This is a genomic window from Pseudomonas sp. R3-52-08 (assembly GCF_003851745.1).
Classification (GTDB): domain Bacteria; phylum Pseudomonadota; class Gammaproteobacteria; order Pseudomonadales; family Pseudomonadaceae; genus Aquipseudomonas.
On record NZ_CP027730.1, the window covers coordinates 3,313,649 to 3,329,863 of the forward strand.

The following is a 16,215-nucleotide window of genomic DNA, read 5'->3' on the forward strand; positions in this document are numbered from 1 at the left end:
GATTTTCAGGCTTTGGGCGTGTGCGCCACGGCGGCCGTCAGCAGGCGCTCTATCTCATGCACGTCGTTGGCGCTCTGCAGCTGTGCATCAGTTTCATCGATGTGCAGTTTGGCCAAGCGCAGGCGCTTGGCGGCAATCGGGCCGAACCAGCCGAACAGCGTGTAAATCAATGACTCATGGGCCAGGTAATGCTTGAAATCTTTCAGGCGTGCCTTGGCGCTTGCCAACTGATCGGACTGCGCCCGACATTGCCCTTCAAGCGTCGCAATTGCCGTGTATGGATTATCGCCGAGCAAGGCCTTCATGGCGTCGCGCGCCGCGTTCAATCTTGCCCAGCCCTTCTCGATATCGCCCAGTTGCTGCTGGCGCAGTTGAATCAGGGCCTGCAGCTTGTCGACGGTGCCCTGAAGCGTGGGCTGCGACGGCCCGGGAAAGGCGATGGCGGCATGCTCCAGATACGCCTGCTGCGCTTTATCCAGATAGGCCTGTGTCTCCAGCTCCAGGTAAAAGCTTTTGGTCTGATAGGTGCGGGCCATCTCCGCTTCCGCAGCGGCCTTTGGAAAGTAAGCGCCAAAGCTGTTGATATCCGGAAGCCAGCGCCCAGCAAAGGGGCCGGTGCCTGCCGAGAAGTCCTTGCCAAATGCCTTGATGATGTTGGTGACCGCCTGATTGTTCGTAGAACTGGCGACAATCACCGGCGGCTCGCCGCCCTCGGCAGCGGCCTTGGCCCAGAGTGATGCGACGACCGACAGGAGCAATGTGGTCTTACCCGTACCCGGCGGCCCGTTGACCGCCAGGATATCCCCGGCGCTACCCGCCAGCAGGTGCGCGAGGCTGTCGCGTTGGGCAGGCGCCAGCGCGTATTCGTCACCGGCATGCCCTCCTCGCCCGGCGAACAGGCTGTTGGCGGCCAGGCACGGCTCATCGGGCATGCGCTCGCGTTGTGCGAACCGCTCGAACAACGGCGCATCCGGTTTGCCAAGGCGCAAATGATCGTACAGCGCCACGATATTACGGCTGAAACCTTCGGCCTTCTGTTCCTTGAACACATAGCAATAGTTGACCGGATCAAAACCGTCATCCACGCCGTTCCAGGCGTTGCAGACCGTCTGGAACATCGTCTTGCAATAGCGCAGATAGGTGATCCACTGCTCGCGGTAGTGCTCCGGCTGCACCTCCGTGCCGGCGGGTGGCGGCTCGAACTGCGGCGCATCTTGTGCGGTTAGAAACGTATCCAGGTCATGCTGGGCGCCGATGGTGAAGTTGTCGCGATCCAACGGTTCCAGAATATCGCGCGGCACCAGCGTGGGCCCGGTCGGATAGATCAGCCCGTCGCGGGTGACCGACACCCTGCAAATGATCGGCGTGATAAACGCCGGCAGCCCGTTGCGCGCCTGGCGGTGCTCCTGGCGTGAGGCGTACACGAACGGGCGTAGCGTAACCTCCACATGGAGCAGTTGTGCCGGTTCGCCGGCAAATAGGCTGTCCACTTGCTCAACCGGCAAACAACCGGCGGCCAGCGAAGCCAAGGGCACTGCGGAGTAGGTTTTGACATGGCTCGGGGATAACGCGCCATTGCCGTTTTCCGCGTCGGCCAGCGAGGTGCGCCAGTAGTTGGCGAGTTTCAGAGAATAATCGTTCATCGTCCTGATTCAGTGCAGACCGTGACTCACTGTTACGGTCGGTGGGTGGGGATGTGGACCGAGGGTAACGGTTCAGGGAGCAGGTGGGCAATCACCTGAGGCTAAAGGCACCTCTGAGGCGCAGATCGAAAAACCCCGGCCTCTGCCAACATCTCGGCCAACGCATGCGGCCATACCCTGTCATCCGATGATCGCAGTGCCTGAGCTGACCAATACCGATGATCGGCCATGACCTAGGCTTCCTGTTCAGTCCATGCGGCTTTGCGCTCGCGCATTAAATAGATTCCTTTCTGATCGCCACAGGTTATGCCGACTGCGAAACCATCCAGTCGATGAATGCATCAAGGCGCAGCAAGAACGCCTCACCCTCGGCGCTTGGGTTTCTGGCCTCGAACAGGAAGTAGGCGATTTGGGTGATCATGGTCGGATAACGCTGCCGGAACAGCGCCACATGCTCCTCCAGCGTCTGCGGCCACATCGTGGCTTCTGCTGACCGCAGCGTATGCGTGGAGCGGATCAACTTGCGCGCAGCTTCGCGCTGCAAACGCAGGCGTTGCGGTGTGTTCGCGGCCTGCACGATGTCTGCGCGATAGCGGCTCAGCACTTCCACAAAATCATCGTTGAGTGCCAGGGCGATATCGCGGCTTGGCCGGAATGGCTCGAATCGCAATCCAAGGTCATCGCCCCACAGGCACCGGCAATGATGCTTGAGCCAGAACCCCCAGCGATTATGGTTCTGCGGTGCCAATACCTGTGCGCGGTGGCCAATGTCGAAATCCACCTTCGTGACACACGGATGCCGCTGCTCCAGCGCCAGCCGTGCCAGCTCAAGCTGCTTGAGCAGGCACTCGTCGGGGGCATCGCGCAGGATCAGGGTGAGGTCCAGGTCAGACGCTTCGACACTGGCATCGCCTCGGGCGACACTGCCGTAAAGGTAGATGCCATCCAGCCCGAATGCGGACTGTGAAAGCGTCGCCACCGCATCCGCCAGCAAAGGTTCGAACTCAGACTGCACAGGCGCGGCGCCCACGGTGACAACATAGCCATTGGCGTCAACACCGACAGGTGGCTCAACACTCATAAGCTATGCACCTCGATCACCAACCCTTCCTCCTCACTCGGCACACAAAAGTGGCGGGTAATCAGGTCGAATTCGGCATCGGTGGCGGCGAAATCATGCTCGCCGCTGGCGTTGCGTGCGTGCAGTCGAGTCCGGCAGGTGGCGTCATCCAGCTCCAGGTAATGCAGGCAATGCGGTGCCTGGGCGGCCTGCGCCAGGGTGAGCAGCCATTCGCGATTGGCCAATGTGTTGGCCGGAAAATCCAGCACCACATTGACGCCCGACTTCAGCAGATCGATCACCAGCGGCTCCACGACACCGCGGATCTGCCGGGCACAGGCCAGGTAATCGGCAATCGTCTTGATCTGACCGGGATACAGCGTGGCGAGCCAATGGTCTTCGCTGAGCAAGATGGCAGCGTGATCGGTGGCAAGACTGCTGGCGAGCGTAGACTTGCCGGACGCAATCTTGCCGCAAAGCAGATGCAGGGTAGCCATGGGACGGTTCCTTTGTGGGGCCGCAAAGCATGCCATGTTTCAGGCGGATCGGTGCTGCCAATACGTATAGAACGCCAGGGCGGCGATGTTCTTGTCCTTGGCTTCGAGCATGATGTCGAAACGGTCGAGAAACTGCAGTGCATAGTCGTTGGTCCAGCGGTTCCACATTTGCGCGCTGTGGGCGTAGAGGTCGCGCTTGGACACCACTTTCAACAAGGCCGCCATTTCCAGTTTGTGCTCGGTGTCAAAGCCCAGGGCCTGCAGGCTTTCCGGGGGCTGGGAGTAATGCATCGTGGGCCGAACGCCGCGCCAGCTGTCGATGACTTGGGCGACGCGTGGGGAATCTGGGTCGATGTAGTGGTCTTCGTTGATCCAGCAATGGTGAATGTCCAGTACCACCGGCGCCAGGTCGGCGACTTGCAGGCAATGGTCCAGGCCGTAGGTTTTCTCATCATTCTCGAAGGTGATGCAGTTGCGCGCCACTTCGGACAGGCGCGACCACACCGCCCGCGTGCCTTCGACACCCAGGCGCCCGGCGATATGCACGTTGCACTTGAGGTCCTGGAAGCGGCGGCCGTAACCCATCATGCGGATCATGTCGGCGTGGTATTCGAATTCGGCCAAGCTGTTCTCCACCACGCCAGGGTTTTCCGAGGCCAGCACACAGTACTGGCCGGGATGAAACGACAGGCGGATATCCGACGCCCGCGCCAGCTCGCCGATGGCGGCAAACCCTTCCTGCAATTGGCGCTGGATCGCCGGGTCCTGATAGACAGCGGCAACGTCGGGGTGGCTGTAGAACGGCAACAGGTCACTGCTCAGGCGCAGCATGCGCAGGGTCGGCGGCAACTCCGCGACGTAGGCCAGCAGGCGCAATTGGGCGGCGAGGTTGTGGGTGACTACCTCGACCAGTTTATCCCGCGCCACCTTGGGCTCGACGCTGTTCATCCAGCGCAACGTGGTGGTACGCGGGTTGAACGGGCCTTCGATCAGCTTCAAGGCACTGGCCGAAGGCAGTCGTTCGGGATGCTTGTACTGGCATGCAAAGCCGATGCGCGGGTGGGTCATGGGAACGCCTGTAATAAGCAATGAAGGTTAGAGGCTTAGGTGAATCCGGCGGCCAAGGGTTCGAAAAACATCCGGACACGAACCTTCGGTGAACTTTCTCACAAACAGCGCGCTCCTTTCCTATGCAAAGCCTATGTGCAAAGCCTATGCAAAGTCATCGCACGCCTAGCCAGGCGTGCCGAACGATAAGGAGCTGCATCCCCCATGACTACCCTTCCCGCCTATCGCTGCACGCCAGGCCCGCTGCATGCGACCTTGCTCGCCGGCAGCGTGCCGCTGTTCCTCGGCGCCACGCTCAGTGACATTGCCTACGGCCAGACCTACCAGATTCAGTGGGCCAATTTCGCCTCCTGGCTGATTGCCGGTGCGTTGGTGTTCAGTGGGTTTGCCCTGTTATTCGCCCTGGTCAATCTGCTGCGCGCCGAACGCAAGGCCGGGCGCCCTGCCGCTTACTTTCTGGTGTTGTTGGCCGCTTGGGTGCTGGGGCTGATCAATGCCTTCCAGCATGCCAAGGATGCCTACGCCATGATGCCCACCGGCCTGGTGCTGTCGGTGATCGTCACGCTGCTGGCGATGGTGGCGACGTGGATCGGCCTGACTAACCTGCGTTCGGGAGCTGCCCAATGAAAACCACCCACACCTTGACCCTGTTAAGCGCAGCGTTGCTGCTGGCCGCGTGCGGCGGCGAAGGCGACAAGACTCAGGTCCACGGCCCCGACCCCAAGTTACCGGCCCAACAAAGCAGCCTGCTGCCTAGCATGAAGATCGCCGAGCCCGTCGCCTGGGGCGACCAGAAGCCCCAGGTACCCGAGGGCTACAGCGTCACGGCGATTGCCACCGACCTCGCCATTCCGCGCCAGACCCTGGTACTGCCCAACGGCGACATTCTCGTCGCCGAAGGCCGTGGCGGCAGTGCGGCCAAGCTCAAGCCCAAGGATGTGATCGCCAGCCTGATCAAGGCCGAGGGCAATACCAAGGTCAAGAGCGGCAACCGCATCACGCTGTTGCGCGATGCTGATGGTGACGGCACTTATGAACTCAAGACCGTGTTCGCCGACAATCTCAACGCGCCCTATGGCCTGGCTTACGCCGATGGGAAAATCTACGTGGCCAACCAGGACGCGCTGGTACGCTTCGACTATGCCGACGGCCAGACCAAAGCAAGCGGCGCCCCGACCAAGGTCACCGACCTGCCGGCGCAGATCAATCACCACTGGACCAAATCCCTGGCGGTGAGCGAGGACGGTCGCCAGCTCTATGTCGGGATCGGCTCCAACAGCAACATCACCGAGCGCGGCATGGAAGTGGAAATCGACCGGGCGATGGTCTGGCAGATCGACGCCGCGACCGGTGCGCACAAGCCCTATGCCACCGGCCTGCGCAACCCCACGGCGCTGACTATCCAACCGGGTTCGGGGCAGCTGTGGACGGTGGTCAACGAGCGCGATGAACTGGGCCCGGACCTGGTGCCGGATTACCTCAGCTCGGTGCGCGAAGGCGCCTTCTACGGCTGGCCTTATAGCTACTGGGGCCAGAACGTCGACCCGCGTGCGCAACCGCAGAACCCGGCCAAAGTGGCTGCGGCGATCAAGCCCGATTACAGCCTCGGCTCGCACGTTGCGGCACTCGGTGTGGATTTCTCCATCCCGGCCATGGGCGAAAAATTCGCCGACGGCGTGTTCGTTGGCGAGCATGGCAGTTGGAACCGCGATAATCCGGTGGGCTACAAGGTGATCTTCGTACCGTTCAGCAACGGCAAACCGGCTGGCGAGCCTGTGGACTTCGCCACCGGTTTTCGCGGGGATGATGGCAAGACCCGTGGTCGCCCGGTCGGTGTGACGGTGGACCCGAAAGGCGCGCTGATCATTGCCGATGACTTGGCCAACACAGTGTGGCGGGTAACGCGTAATCGATAAACCGACATTGCCGGAGCGGCTTGCCCGCTCCGGCATACTCACTCAGAGGTCGGTGATTTCCTTATGGCGCGGCACCAGCGTCTTCATCACGCTCCACGCCACCAGGTACGCCAGGGCACAGATCGCAAACATGATCATGTAGCCGGTGTGGATGTCGTTGATGGATTTGTAGTAGTCGAACACCCAGCCGCCGATCTTGGTCATCACCACCCCGCCCAAGCCCCCGGCCATGCCGCCGATACCGACCACCGAAGCGACGGTTTTCTGCGGGAACATGTCCGATACCGTGGTGAAGATATTGCACGACCACGCCTGGTGTGCCGAGGCACCCACGCCGATCAGCAGTACCGGGACCCAAAAGCTGATGTAGCCCAACGGCTGCGCGAGCAGCACCACCAGCGGGAACAGCGCAATTACCAGCATGGCTTTCATGCGGCCATCATAGGGCGCGTCGCCCCGTGCCATGAAATAGCTGGGAAACCAGCCACCCCCGATACTGCCGACCATGGTCATGCTGTACAGCACGGCCAGCGGCATCACGATGTCGGCGCCCTTCATGCCGTATTGTGCCGACAGGTAGGTGGGCAGCCAGAACAGGAAGAACCACCAGACGCCGTCCGTCATGAACTTGCCGAAGGCAAAGGCCCAGGTCTGGCGATAGGTCAGCAATTTGAACCACGAGACTTTTTTCGGTGTTGCGCCCGCAGCCAATGGCGTGAAGGGTTGTACGGTCTGGTCGCTGCGAATGTAGGCCAGTTCTTCGGCCGACAGGCGTTTTTGCTGCTCAGGTTTTTCGTACACGGCGGCCCACACGGCCACCCACACGAAGCCCAGCATGCCGATGACCATGAAAGCCGCTTCCCAGCCCCACATCCCGGCGATCAATGGCACACAGATGGGCGCCAAAATCGCGCCTACGTTGGCGCCCGAATTGAAGATCCCGGTGGCGAAGGAACGCTCTTTCTTGGGGAAGTACTCGGCCGTGGCCTTGATCGCGATGGGAAAGTTGCCCGCCTCGCCAATCGCCAGCACCGCGCGTGACAGCATGAAACCGGCAATCGACACCGGAATCACCGCCAGCCCGACGGCAGTGCTGACCGCCGCAAGGCCCTCGCCCATCTGCACCGAGAAGGCATGCATGATCGCGCCGGTGGACCAGATGCCAATCGCCACGACGTAGGCGGCCTTGGTGCCGATCTTGTCGACAAACCGCCCGGCAAACAGCATGGAAATCGCGTAGACAAACTGGAACACCGCCGCGATGTTGGCGTAATCGGTGTTGCTCCAGCCAAATTGCGTGGACAACTGCGGCGCCAACAGGCTAAGCACCTGGCGGTCGAGGTAGTTGACGGTAGTGGCGAAAAACAGCATCGCGCAGATCGTCCAGCGATAGCTGCCGACCGCCTGGCCGACACGATGGGCACTGATGGGCTCGTTCAGATTCATGGCATCACTTTTTATTTTTGTTAGGTAGGACATATGCAACGTCATATGTCGTCGTACAACTGTGGCTTTTATATCGGGCTGCCTGGGCAGTGTCAATCTGAAAGATTGCTGTGAGCGAGGATTTACAGGGGTGTGAAAACTGTCAGGCTGAGGCGGTTGTAGGATGACAAACGCGCATTACCCGGCTGGGTGCTTGGCCGGGCACATCATCCAGCAGGCCGAATGGCTGCATGCCGATCTTCTCCAACACGCGGATCGACGCCGCGTGCTCCGGTCGTACCAAGCCGAAAACCTCCGGCAAGCCCAGTGTTTCGAATGCCAGCACCAAGGCATCGCGTCCCAACTCAGTGGCATAGCCCTGCCCCCAGGCTTCGACGGCGAAGCGATAACCGAGGTTGATGCGCGGCTCCGTCAGGTAGTTGAGCGGTGCGATACCGCCGAAGCCGATGATGTATTCCGGCGCCTCACGCCGCGCCACCGCCCACCAGCCGTAACCCAGGGCAGACCACTGTTCGAGCCAGCGCTCCAGCAGGCGCTGCGCATCATCAACACTGGCCATAGGGCCGGCAGGGTTGAACAGGTTGGTCTGCGGGTCGCTGTAGATGGCGAACAATCGCTGAACATCCGTTGGCCGTGGTTGGCGGTAGATGAGGCGTGAATGGTTGTTTGGCATACAAATGACGTCCCTATTGGCGGCATAGCGCTGCGAACCCAGTTTAACCAGCAAGTACACGCCTCGGTAGGCACACAGCTGGACAATGTGGGAGGGGGCTTGCCCCCGATGGCGGTGGGTCAGCAGCAGATGCATTCATTGACAGCCCCTCATCGGGGGCAAGCCCCCTCCCACATTAGAGTTTCGTTGACGCTTGGATACGCGCACTGCCGGGTGGCATGGATCACGACATTTTGGCTAATTCGAGAAAAAGTAGCCCAGTGGGTGAATTATTTAGTGTCCGCTTGTATCTGAAGTGACAGAGCGGTGCCATCGCGGCGATGGCGCCTCCCGTTCAGCTTCTAGAGTGGCCCGCATGAAATTACGTAAGAAACGCGTCAAACCCATCGGTTTGAACGACATCACCATTGTCGACGACAACAAGATGCGCAAGGCAATCACCGCCGCCGCACTGGGCAACGCCATGGAATGGTTCGACTTTGGCGTCTATGGGTTTGTCGCTTATGTGCTGGGCAAGGTGTTCTTCCCCGACGCGTCCCCCAGCGTACAAATGATCGCGGCACTGGCCACCTTCTCGGTACCCTTCCTGATCCGTCCGCTGGGCGGTCTGTTCTTCGGCGCTCTGGGTGACAAGTACGGACGACAGAAAGTCCTCGCTGCCACTATCGTGATCATGTCCCTGAGCACCTTCGCCATCGGCCTGATTCCGGGGTACGCGTCCATTGGCATCTGGGCACCGATCCTGTTGCTGTTGTGCAAAATGGCCCAGGGTTTCTCGGTGGGCGGCGAGTACACCGGCGCGTCGATTTTCGTCGCCGAATACGCCCCGGACCGCAAGCGCGGGTTCCTCGGCAGTTGGTTGGACTTCGGCTCGATTGCCGGCTTCGTACTGGGCGCCGGCGTGGTGGTGTTGATTTCCACTGTGCTCGGCGAGGCGGATTTCGAGGCCTGGGGCTGGCGCCTGCCGTTCTTCCTGGCCCTGCCTTTGGGCATCATCGGCCTGTACCTGCGCCACGCGCTGGAAGAGACTCCGGCGTTCCAGCAACACGTCGACAAACTCGAACAGGGTGACCGCGAAGGCCTCAGCCATGGCCCCAAGGTCTCCTTCAAAGAGATCGCCACCAAGCATTGGCGCAGCCTGCTGACCTGCATTGGTATCGTCGCGGCCACCAACGTGACCTACTACATGCTGCTCACGTACATGCCCAGCTACCTGTCGCACAACCTGCATTACGCCGAAAACAGCGGTGTGCTGATCATCATCGCGATCATGGTCGGCATGTTGTTCGTGCAGCCGTTCATTGGCTTTGTCAGCGACAAGATCGGCCGCAAGCCCTTCATCATCGCCGGCAGCATCGGCCTGCTGTTCCTGTCGATCCCGGCGTTCATGCTGATTACCAGCGGCAAGACCGGGCTGATCTTCAGCGGCCTGCTGATTCTGGCAATTGTGCTTAACTTCTTTATCGGCGTGATGGCATCGACGCTGCCGGCGATGTTCCCCACTCACCTGCGCTACAGCGCGCTGGCGAGTGCCTTCAACGTCTCGGTATTGATCGCCGGTATCACGCCAACGGCAGTGGCCTGGCTGGTAGAAAGCACCAATGACTTGTACATGCCTGCTTACTACCTGATGGTATTCGCCGTGGTCGGTCTGGTCACGGGCCTGACCATGAAGGAAACTGCCAATAAACCACTGCGTGGGGCGGCCCCGGCGGCCTCCGACATGGAAGAAGCCAAGGAACTGTTGCAGGAGCACCATGACAATATCGAGCAGAAGATCGAGGACATCGATGCTGAGATTGCGGCGCTCCAGGCCAAGCGCGAAAACTTGGTGCAGCAGCACCCAAGGATCAATTAAGACCTGGCTGTGCGTGGTCGCTGCCTGCGGCCACGCCTTTGGAGCGTTCAAATGATTCCAAGCGTCACCTCTGCCCAATCGCTGCTGAGCGCCGACGAACGCGCGGCCATCGCAGAAATCGAAGCGACCACCAACATCCTTAAACTGGTTACCCGCCTGACCGGCATGCGCTTCGCCGGCATCGCCAAATTCACCGACCTGGAATGGGTGGTCTGCTCGGCCTACGACCCCATGCAGATGGGCATCCATGTCGACGACGTGCTCGACCTGGAAACCACCCTGTGCAGTGAGTTTTGCGTCGATCCCCAAGCCTTGTTCGTCCCGCAGATCAGCCTCGACGGCCGCTTTGCCGCACGCCCGGTGGTCAAGCAATTCGCCATCGAGAGCTATGCCGGCGCGCCGATTTTCCTGCCCGACGGGCGCCTGTTCGGCGCGCTGTGCGCGCTGGATTCGCGCGCCATGCTGTTCGACGACCCCAACCTGCCAGAAACCCTGAGCCTGTTCGCACGACTGATCGGGTGCATCTTTTACGCTAACTTGACGCCGTCAGATCAGTAACACCCGCCCTGCCCCGCAGCACGGCCATGTCGCGCTTGGGCGGCACGCCGAAGAGGCGGCTGTACTCGCGGCTGAACTGCGACGGGCTTTCATAGCCGACTTTGAACGCGGCACTGGACACGTCCTGGTGCTCGTTCAACATCAAGCGCCTGGCCTCGTTCAAGCGCAGCCATTTCTGATACTGCAACGGGCTCATCGAGGTCAGTTGGCGGAAGTGATGGTGAAAGGTCGCCGCGCTCATCTGCACGCGCGCGGCCAGCTCTTCCACGCGCAGTGGGCTATCGAAATTCAATTTCAGCCAATCAATGGCCTTGGCGATCCGGTAGCCCTGCCCGTCCACCGAGCAGATCTGCCGCAGCCGGCCGGCCTGGTCGCTCTTCAATAAGCGGTAATGAATTTCACGCTGGATCAACGGCGCCAACACCGGTATCGCTTCAGGCTCATCGAGCAGCGCCACCAGGCGCGCGAATGCGGCCAGCATGCTGTCCGTCACCGAGCCGATGCCAACCCCCTTCATCATCGTGCGCTCACGGGCGGGCGGCAGGCCGCCCTGGGCGATCAGCTCGGCGAGCATGCGCAGGTCCAGCTTGAACATCAGCCCCAGGCACGGTTGCTCGGGGCTGGCGACCAGCACTTCGGAGTTGGCCGGAATATCCAGCGAGGTCACCAGAAATCGCGATGTGTCGTAGGGATAGCCCTCACCGCCGACCCACAACCGCTTCTCTCCCTGTACCACCAGCACGATGCTCGGTTCGACCATGCACACCACCGGCGCGGCCGGTTGTTCACGCCGATAGAACCCCAGGCCCGGGATCGGCATGGGGAAGTCGCCGGGCGCCGGGATGCGCGAGCCGATGGCCTGGATCAGCGCGTCCAGCGGCGATTGATGGATCGTCATAGGGCCCTTCCACTGCTTCACTGAATGTGTTGGCAGGACTTTACCTGCGTCAGCCCCAGGCGTCGCCGCCAAACCGTGAAACTCAGAGGATCAGGCAAGTAATCCACTCAAATGCACTACAGAAGCCCGGCCGCCATCGGGAAAATGCTCGGACACTTCGCAAGGAACATCCCTATGAAACGCCTCTTGCTCGCGCTGGGTTTGCTGGTGACCTCCCTTTCTTCATTAGGAGCCGACATGTCCAAAGATGCTGATAATTTCTACACAAGCGACACGGTGACGGCTGAGAACGTAACCTTCAACAATCAGTACGGCATGCCGGTCGCGGGCACGCTGTTCATGCCGAAAAAGCTGGCCGCAGGTGCCAGAAACGCGGCCATTGTGGTCGGTCACCCCATGGGCGCCGTCAGGCAACAAAGCGCCAACCTCTATGCCACCAAAATGGCCGAACAGGGCTTCGTCACGCTGTCCCTGGACCTGTCGTTCTGGGGCGAAAGCGCCGGCACGCCGCGCAACGCGGTGCTGCCCGACCTCTACACCGAAGACTTCAGCGCCGCCGTGGACTTCCTCGGCACCCGCCCCCAGGTCGATCGTGAACGCATCGGTGCCATCGGCGTGTGTGGCAGCGGCAGCTTCGTGATCAGCGCGGCGAAGATCGATCCGCGCATCAAGGCGATAGCGACCGTCAGCATGTACGACATGGGCGCCGCCAACCGCAACGGCCTCAAGCACGGCGTGACGCTGCAACAGCGCCAGCAGGTGTTGCGCCAGGCTGCCAACCAGCGCTATGTCGAGTTCCAGGGCGGCGAGACCGTCTACACCGGGGGCACGCCGCAGACCCTCACCGGCGACGCGGTGGGCGATGAGTTCTACGATTTCTACCGCACCCCGCGCGGCGAAGTCACCCCGCCAGGCGCCTCCAAGCTGACCACCACCCGGCCGACGTTGACCAGCAACGTGAAGTTCATGAACTTCTACCCGTTCAACGACATCGAGACGATCTCCCCACGCCCGCTGCTGCTGATTGCCGGGGCCGACGCGCACTCCCGTGAATTCAGTGAAGACGCCTTCCAGCGCGCCGCCGAGCCCAAGCAATTGCTGATCATCCCGAACGCGGGGCACGTCGATCTCTACGACCGGGTCGACCTGATCCCGTTCGCCAAACTCACCACCTTCTTCCAGGGCTATTTGAAGTGATGTCTGCTACATCCCAAACCCAACGCTGGGGCGCCGTGCTGGCGATGTCGCTGGCGGCGTTCGCGCTGGTCGCTTCCGAATTCATGCCGGTAAGCCTGCTGACACCCCTGGCCGCCGACCTGCACATCACCGAAGGCCAGGCCGGCCAGGGCATTTCGGTGTCCGGGGTGTTTGCCCTGCTCACCAGCCTGGTGATCGCCTCGATCGCCGCGCGGGTGGATCGCAAGCGCCTGCTGATGGCGCTGACACTGCTGATGATCGTCTCCGGCAGCGTGGTGGCGTTCGCCCCGAACTACCTGGTGTTCATACTCGGTCGCGCGTTGATCGGCGTGGCGATTGGCGGCTTCTGGTCACTGTCGGCGGCCACGGCGATGCGTCTGGTGCCGCAGGCCCAGGTGCCGCGTGCCCTGGCCATCGTCAACGGCGGCAACGCACTGGCGACGGTGATTGCGGCGCCGCTGGGCAGCTTTCTGGGCGGCATCATCGGCTGGCGTGGCGCGTTTTTCTGTGTGGTGCCGGTGGCCGTGATTGCACTGGTGTGGCTGCTGGTGAGCCTGCCTGCGCTGAAGCACAACGCCGAGGCGAAAGCCGGCAATGTCCTGAGCCTGATGAAAAACCCCACCGTAGCCCTGGGGATGGTGGCCGTCAGCGTGTTCTTCATGGGCCAGTTCATGCTGTTCACCTACCTGCGGCCGTTCCTGGAAAGCGTGACCCGAGTTGACGTCTCCACCCTGTCGTTGATGCTGCTGGTGCTCGGCCTGGCGGGCCTGGCCGGGACGTTCCTGATTGAACGCTTCCTGAAGCACCACCTGTACCCGACGCTGATTGCTATCCCGCTGATCATGGCAGGCATCGCCCTTGCACTGGTGGCGTTCGGCAGTTCCACCCTCATGACCAGCGTGTTGCTGGGCAGCTGGGGCCTGGTGGCGACCGCCGCGCCGGTGGGCTGGTGGACGTGGTTATCGAGAACCACGCCTGACAACGCCGAGGCTGGCGGTGGCTTGATGGTCGCCATCATTCAATTGGCGATTGCCGCAGGCGCCACGGTCGGCGGCGTGGCGTTCGACCTGAGCGGTTACCAGGCGACCTTCGAACTGAGCGCGGCCTTGCTGGTGGTCGCCACCGTGCTGGCCTACCTGGCGTCACGCCGCCCGCGGCCTGCCCGCATTATCAGCAGCGTTAGCTGAAAAACTGACTCGGCGTCTTGCCGAACTGTTTTTTGAACATGCTGGTAAAGGCGCTGGGGCTTTCGTAACCCAACTCAAGGGCCACATCGATAATTTTCTCGCCCACCGCGATGCGCTCCAGCGCCAACAGCAAACGGGCCTGTTGGCGCCACTGGCCGAAGGTCATGCCGGTTTCGCGGCGGAACAGGCGTTGAATGGTTTTTTGATCCAGGTCCAGGCGCTGGCTCCAATCGGCGACGGTGGACGCATCGCCCGGGTCTTGCTGCAGCGTCAGGCAGATGTGATTGATGCGCGGGTCGGCGGGCTGAGGAAGCGACAGTGGCAGCGCGGGCAGGATAGCCAGCTCATCGAGGATCAGGCGCATGATCCTGGCGTCGCGCGAATCCTCGGCAAAGGGCGGTTTCAAGCTGACCGAGACTTTGATCAATTCACTCAGCAGCGGCGACACCGTCACCGTCTTCGGCTCGGTCGGCAGGTCCGGAAAGCTGTCCGGGCGCACGAATACGCTGCGCATTTTCAAGGTGCCCACGCAACGCAGCGCATGCACCTGGCCACAGGGCATCCAGAACCCGCGATTGGGCGGCACGGTCCACTGGTTCAGCGCCGAATACACCACCATCACGCCGCCAATAGCGTAGAGCAGTTGATGCTTGTTGTGGCTGTGCTCGGGAATCACCCAGTTTTCCGGGTAGTCAGTGGCCGAGCTGATGACGGCCCAATCGCCTTCATCGATCTCTTGGAGGAATTTGTCGAGGGATTTGATGATTTCGCCCTTTTTGCGATGAATTACGCCCGAATTGCGCGAGACAGGCATTTGCGTCGACTCTAGCATGGCTCCCGAAATAATTAGAAATGGGCCGCCCGCTCAAGTAGTGTCGGCCCCTGTTCGCTGCCTTGTATGGAATGCCTGCATGTCGACCCTCACCGCGACACCCGCCGCTGCCACCGCGACGCCTCAGGTCAGCCCTTTGGTCATGCGCGTGCTCGGCGCCTGCGCCCTGGCGCATCTGATCAACGACCTGATCCAGGCCGTGCTGCCGTCGATCTACCCAATGCTCAAGGCCAACTACGGCCTGACGTTTACCCAGGTCGGCCTGATCACCCTGACCTTCCAACTCACCGCATCGCTGCTGCAACCCTGGATCGGCTACCACACCGACCGTCATCCCAAGCCCTGGCTGCTGCCGGCGGGCATGGTCTGCACCTTGATCGGCATTCTGATGCTGGCGTTTGTCGGCAGCTTCCCGCTGATTTTGCTGGCGGCGGGGCTGGTCGGTGTCGGCTCGTCAACGTTCCACCCGGAAACGTCCCGCGTGGCACGCCTGGCTTCCGGCGGCCGCTATGGCCTGGCGCAGTCGACGTTCCAGGTCGGCGGCAACACCGGCAGCGCCTTCGGCCCACTGCTGGCGGCGGCCATCATCATTCCCTACGGCCAGAGCCGTATCGCCTGGTTCGGCCTGTTCGCGGTGTTCGCGATCCTGGTGCTGTACGGCTTGAGCCGCTGGTACCGCCACCACCTCAACCTGTTCAAGCTCAAGCAAGGCAGCAAGCCGACCCACGGCCTGTCCAAAGGCCGGGTGACGTTTGCCCTGGTGGTGCTGGCGCTGCTGGTGTTCTCCAAATACTGGTACATGACCAGCCTGACCAGCTACTTCACGTTCTACCTGATCGAAAAATTCCAGCTGTCGGTCGCCAGCTCCCAGATGTACCTGTTCCTGTTCCTCGGCGCGGTGGCCGTGGGCACCTTCGCCGGCGGGCCGATCGGCGACAAGATCGGGCGCAAGAAGGTCATCTGGTTTTCGATTCTCGGCGCCGCACCGTTCACCCTCGCCCTGCCCTATGTCGACCTGTTCTGGACCGCCGTACTCAGCGTGATCATCGGCTTTATCATCGCCTCGGCGTTCTCGGCCATCGTGGTGTTCGCCCAGGAACTGGTGCCGGGCAATGTCGGCATGATCGCCGGGATCTTCTTCGGCCTGATGTTCGGCTTCAGCGGGATCGGCGCAGCACTGCTGGGCTTGCTCGCCGATAGCCACGGTATCGAATACGTCTACAAGCTCTGTTCGTTCCTGCCGTTGGCGGGCGTCCTGACGATATTGTTGCCGTCGACCAAAGGCGTGTGAGCCTGCCGCTGTCCAGGCGGGAGACGCTTAAACAATGTGGGAGGGGGCTTGCCCCGGTACAAACCGGGGACATCGTTTACATTTCTAACCG

Annotated in this window: 15 protein-coding genes; 7 read left to right on the top strand and 8 right to left on the bottom strand. The window is 61.4% G+C overall.

Annotation, left to right across the window (positions count from 1 at the left end; translation table 11 throughout):
- Positions 1 to 5 precede the first annotated feature (5 nt).
- The 4 genes from C4J91_RS27665 to uvsE form a co-directional block, all read right to left on the bottom strand.
- Positions 6 to 1,643, bottom strand: coding sequence for an AAA domain-containing protein (locus tag C4J91_RS27665; protein ID WP_218567795.1), 1,638 nt, complete (start codon positions 1,641 to 1,643; stop codon positions 6 to 8).
- 304 nt (positions 1,644 to 1,947) lie between these two features.
- On the bottom strand, positions 1,948 to 2,724 hold the full coding sequence (locus C4J91_RS15110; RefSeq protein WP_124363071.1) for a nucleotidyltransferase domain-containing protein: 777 nt from the start codon (positions 2,722 to 2,724) through the stop codon (positions 1,948 to 1,950).
- Entirely contained in the window at positions 2,721 to 3,200 is a 480-nt protein-coding gene (locus C4J91_RS15115; RefSeq protein WP_124363072.1) for an ATP-binding protein, read from the bottom strand. The genes C4J91_RS15110 and C4J91_RS15115 overlap by 4 nt, the downstream gene beginning before the upstream one ends.
- A 39-nt stretch (positions 3,201 to 3,239) precedes the next feature.
- Positions 3,240 to 4,268, bottom strand: a complete 1,029-nt coding sequence (uvsE, locus tag C4J91_RS15120; protein ID WP_124363073.1) for a UV DNA damage repair endonuclease UvsE — start codon at positions 4,266 to 4,268, stop codon at positions 3,240 to 3,242.
- A 204-nt stretch (positions 4,269 to 4,472) separates the two neighbouring features.
- Here uvsE and C4J91_RS15125 point away from each other — a divergent pair, with 204 nt between their 5' ends.
- A complete protein-coding gene (locus tag C4J91_RS15125) occupies positions 4,473 to 4,895 on the top strand; it encodes a DUF2231 domain-containing protein (protein ID WP_124363074.1) in 423 nt (140 codons plus the stop codon).
- Complete coding sequence (locus tag C4J91_RS15130) at positions 4,892 to 6,184, top strand: sorbosone dehydrogenase family protein (RefSeq protein WP_124363075.1); 1,293 nt, start codon at positions 4,892 to 4,894, stop codon at positions 6,182 to 6,184. Before C4J91_RS15125 ends, C4J91_RS15130 begins: the two co-directional genes overlap by 4 nt.
- Before the next feature lie 42 nt (positions 6,185 to 6,226).
- Here C4J91_RS15130 and C4J91_RS15135 read toward each other — a convergent pair whose 3' ends face one another.
- Together C4J91_RS15135 and C4J91_RS15140 are read right to left on the bottom strand one after the other, a co-directional pair.
- Complete coding sequence (locus tag C4J91_RS15135) at positions 6,227 to 7,630, bottom strand: MFS transporter (RefSeq protein WP_124363076.1); 1,404 nt, start codon at positions 7,628 to 7,630, stop codon at positions 6,227 to 6,229.
- A 142-nt stretch (positions 7,631 to 7,772) separates the two neighbouring features.
- Positions 7,773 to 8,303 (bottom strand): GNAT family N-acetyltransferase, encoded by a 531-nt coding sequence (locus C4J91_RS15140; protein WP_124363077.1) that lies wholly within the window; start codon positions 8,301 to 8,303, stop codon positions 7,773 to 7,775.
- Between the two features lie 355 nt (positions 8,304 to 8,658).
- On the opposite strand from C4J91_RS15140, the gene proP reads away from it, so the two are divergent.
- Both proP and C4J91_RS15150 read left to right on the top strand, forming a co-directional pair.
- Positions 8,659 to 10,161: a glycine betaine/L-proline transporter ProP gene (gene proP, locus C4J91_RS15145; RefSeq protein ID WP_124363078.1), complete on the top strand. Its 1,503-nt coding sequence runs from the start codon at positions 8,659 to 8,661 to the stop codon at positions 10,159 to 10,161.
- 51 nt (positions 10,162 to 10,212) lie between these two features.
- Entirely contained in the window at positions 10,213 to 10,719 is a 507-nt protein-coding gene (locus tag C4J91_RS15150) for a GAF domain-containing protein (protein ID WP_124363079.1), read from the top strand.
- Here C4J91_RS15150 and C4J91_RS15155 read toward each other — a convergent pair.
- On the bottom strand, positions 10,694 to 11,617 hold the full coding sequence (locus C4J91_RS15155) for an AraC family transcriptional regulator (RefSeq protein ID WP_124363080.1): 924 nt from the start codon (positions 11,615 to 11,617) through the stop codon (positions 10,694 to 10,696). The two genes, C4J91_RS15150 and C4J91_RS15155, sit on opposite strands and share 26 nt — an antisense overlap.
- Before the next feature lie 174 nt (positions 11,618 to 11,791).
- Here C4J91_RS15155 and C4J91_RS15160 point away from each other — a divergent pair, with 174 nt between their 5' ends.
- Both C4J91_RS15160 and C4J91_RS15165 read left to right on the top strand, forming a co-directional pair.
- Positions 11,792 to 12,814, top strand: coding sequence for an alpha/beta hydrolase (locus C4J91_RS15160; protein ID WP_124363081.1), 1,023 nt, complete (start codon positions 11,792 to 11,794; stop codon positions 12,812 to 12,814).
- The gene (locus tag C4J91_RS15165) at positions 12,814 to 14,001 is read left to right on the top strand and encodes an MFS transporter (protein ID WP_124363082.1); all 1,188 of its coding nucleotides are present in this window, start codon (positions 12,814 to 12,816) and stop codon (positions 13,999 to 14,001) included. Before C4J91_RS15160 ends, C4J91_RS15165 begins: the two co-directional genes overlap by 1 nt.
- On the opposite strand, the gene C4J91_RS15170 is transcribed toward C4J91_RS15165, so the two are convergent.
- On the bottom strand, positions 13,994 to 14,815 hold the full coding sequence (locus C4J91_RS15170; RefSeq protein WP_124363083.1) for a helix-turn-helix domain-containing protein: 822 nt from the start codon (positions 14,813 to 14,815) through the stop codon (positions 13,994 to 13,996). The two genes, C4J91_RS15165 and C4J91_RS15170, sit on opposite strands and share 8 nt — an antisense overlap.
- Positions 14,816 to 14,912: 97 nt before the next feature.
- Here C4J91_RS15170 and C4J91_RS15175 point away from each other — a divergent pair, with 97 nt between their 5' ends.
- The gene (locus tag C4J91_RS15175; protein ID WP_124363084.1) at positions 14,913 to 16,124 is read left to right on the top strand and encodes an MFS transporter; all 1,212 of its coding nucleotides are present in this window, start codon (positions 14,913 to 14,915) and stop codon (positions 16,122 to 16,124) included.
- The last annotated feature ends 91 nt before the right edge of the window (positions 16,125 to 16,215 follow it).

Bases quoted from the DNA above. Each gene is read 5' to 3' on its own strand.
- C4J91_RS27665 (WP_218567795.1), bottom strand. From the start codon at position 1,643: ATGAACGATTATTCTCTGAAACTCGCCAACTACTGGCGCACCTCGCTG.
- C4J91_RS15110 (WP_124363071.1), bottom strand. From the start codon at position 2,724: ATGAGTGTTGAGCCACCTGTCGGTGTTGACGCCAATGGCTATGTTGTC.
- C4J91_RS15115 (WP_124363072.1), bottom strand. From the start codon at position 3,200: ATGGCTACCCTGCATCTGCTTTGCGGCAAGATTGCGTCCGGCAAGTCT.
- uvsE (WP_124363073.1), bottom strand. From the start codon at position 4,268: ATGACCCACCCGCGCATCGGCTTTGCATGCCAGTACAAGCATCCCGAA.
- C4J91_RS15125 (WP_124363074.1), top strand. From the start codon at position 4,473: ATGACTACCCTTCCCGCCTATCGCTGCACGCCAGGCCCGCTGCATGCG.
- C4J91_RS15130 (WP_124363075.1), top strand. From the start codon at position 4,892: ATGAAAACCACCCACACCTTGACCCTGTTAAGCGCAGCGTTGCTGCTG.
- C4J91_RS15135 (WP_124363076.1), bottom strand. From the start codon at position 7,630: ATGAATCTGAACGAGCCCATCAGTGCCCATCGTGTCGGCCAGGCGGTC.
- C4J91_RS15140 (WP_124363077.1), bottom strand. From the start codon at position 8,303: ATGCCAAACAACCATTCACGCCTCATCTACCGCCAACCACGGCCAACG.
- proP (WP_124363078.1), top strand. From the start codon at position 8,659: ATGAAATTACGTAAGAAACGCGTCAAACCCATCGGTTTGAACGACATC.
- C4J91_RS15150 (WP_124363079.1), top strand. From the start codon at position 10,213: ATGATTCCAAGCGTCACCTCTGCCCAATCGCTGCTGAGCGCCGACGAA.
- C4J91_RS15155 (WP_124363080.1), bottom strand. From the start codon at position 11,617: ATGACGATCCATCAATCGCCGCTGGACGCGCTGATCCAGGCCATCGGC.
- C4J91_RS15160 (WP_124363081.1), top strand. From the start codon at position 11,792: ATGAAACGCCTCTTGCTCGCGCTGGGTTTGCTGGTGACCTCCCTTTCT.
- C4J91_RS15165 (WP_124363082.1), top strand. From the start codon at position 12,814: ATGTCTGCTACATCCCAAACCCAACGCTGGGGCGCCGTGCTGGCGATG.
- C4J91_RS15170 (WP_124363083.1), bottom strand. From the start codon at position 14,815: ATGCCTGTCTCGCGCAATTCGGGCGTAATTCATCGCAAAAAGGGCGAA.
- C4J91_RS15175 (WP_124363084.1), top strand. From the start codon at position 14,913: ATGTCGACCCTCACCGCGACACCCGCCGCTGCCACCGCGACGCCTCAG.